A 452-nucleotide genomic window follows, 5' to 3' on the forward strand; every position below is an offset into this window, starting at 1 on the left:
GTAAAATGCTATGCTTCGATTTGCACCCGCAGTAGCAAAGCCCTCGGACTTTCCAATTTTTGGGAGCCACTTTACGCTCCAAACGGGCTTCTCGGTTTCGGATTGAGTAGCAACACATGCTTTGGTATCCATCGACCAGACCTTGACCTTTCCGTCAAACGACCTATTTTGATACCATCAGTCCAATTGCATTACAGCCACGTGAAGAGTCATGTGTGTAACTTACCCACTCAGAAGATATTCTCCTGTGCTTCTCAACGAAAGTGACAAGATCCATGATGAATGCCCGGGCAGGTTTGCGACTTGTTCGCCAGATGAAGTATCATATAACACAATGACTTTGGAATCTCCGGCAGCAGCGAGGAGTTTGCCAGCAGGAGAGAATGCAACCGTTCGCACGGGTTTTACCAGGCCTGCTAAACGTTAGAGAATGTTCAAGTCCAGAATGGAAT

The 452-nt window shown here is 47.1% G+C and carries 1 protein-coding gene; it reads right to left on the minus strand.

Translation table 11 applies throughout. The annotated features are described in order from the left end of the window. Positions 1-222 precede the first annotated feature (222 nt). Positions 223-399 (minus strand): WD40 repeat domain-containing protein, encoded by a 177-nt coding sequence (locus JS756_RS39105; RefSeq protein WP_205387489.1) that lies wholly within the window; start codon positions 397-399, stop codon positions 223-225. Positions 400-452: the final 53 nt, after the last annotated feature.

This window comes from Streptomyces actuosus (assembly GCF_016921115.1).
In the GTDB taxonomy this organism is placed as follows: Bacteria; Actinomycetota; Actinomycetes; order Streptomycetales; family Streptomycetaceae; genus Streptomyces; species Streptomyces actuosus_A.